General features: G+C 76.4%; 1 pseudogene. It reads left to right on the top strand.

The annotated features are described in order from the left end of the window. Positions 1–171: 171 nt before the first annotated feature. A pseudogene (locus GTW43_RS04840) lies at positions 172–936 on the top strand (cobalamin biosynthesis protein CobG); the annotation flags it as partial.

The raw sequence follows: 936 nt of genomic DNA, 5'->3' as shown, positions 1-936 counted from the left end.
ACAGTGGCGGGACCGCGCCGGATTCGCACCGGGCTTCCTCCCTGTCGCCGTCGCCGGCGAGCGGCGGCCCGGACCGGACCGCCGCGGGTCATCGTACGGGGCAAGCGCACGGCCCGGTACGGGACGCTGCTCACAGCGGGAGTGCCGGTGGCTGTGGGTATGCTCCCCGGCATGTCCCCCGCCCCCATGTCTCCCGGCCCCGGTGCGTCCGGTACGTCCCGGGGTGACGCCTGCCCCGGCGCGCTGCGGCTGCACGCCGCGGACGACGGGTTCCTCGCGCGGGTCCGGGTGCCGGGCGGGGTGCTCACCGCGGTGCGGGCGCGGGCGCTCGCGGACGCGGCGGGGCGGCTCGGGGACGGGGTACTGCACCTCACCTCGCGCGGGAACGTGCAGCTGCGGGGGTTGCGGGACGGGTGCGGCGGGGAGTTGGCGGAGGTGCTCGGCGAGGCCGGGCTGCTGCCGTCGCCGCTCCACGAGCGGGTCCGCAACGTGGTGGCTTCGCCGCTGTCGGGGCTCGACGGCGCGGGTTTCGTGGACGTGCGGCCCTGGCTGACCGGGCTTGATTCCGCGCTGTGCGCCAGCTCGGTGACGCCGGGCCTGTCGGGCCGTTTCCTCTTCGCGCTGGACGACGGTCGCGGGGACGTCTCCGCGCTCGGGCCGGATGTGCTGCTGCGCGGCCTCCCCGACGGCTCGGCCCAACTGGTCGTCGGGGACGCGGAGTTCGTCGTGCGATACGAGGACGCGGCGCGGGCGGCGGTGATCGCGGCCGAGTCCTTCCTGGCGGCGGCTTCGGAAGTGACGGGACGTCGGGTCTGGCGGGTCGCCGAACTGGGCGCGCCCTTGGCCGAGTTGATATCCCGGGACGTGATGGCGGCGGGGCTGCGCATGAGCACCCCCGGGGGCTCCGCCCCGGCCCCCGCTCCTCAATCGCCGGAG

It is taken from the genome of Streptomyces sp. SID5785, from assembly GCF_009870065.1.
GTDB lineage: Bacteria > Actinomycetota > Actinomycetes > Streptomycetales > Streptomycetaceae > Streptomyces.
This window is presented reverse-complemented; position numbering and strand designations above follow the sequence as displayed.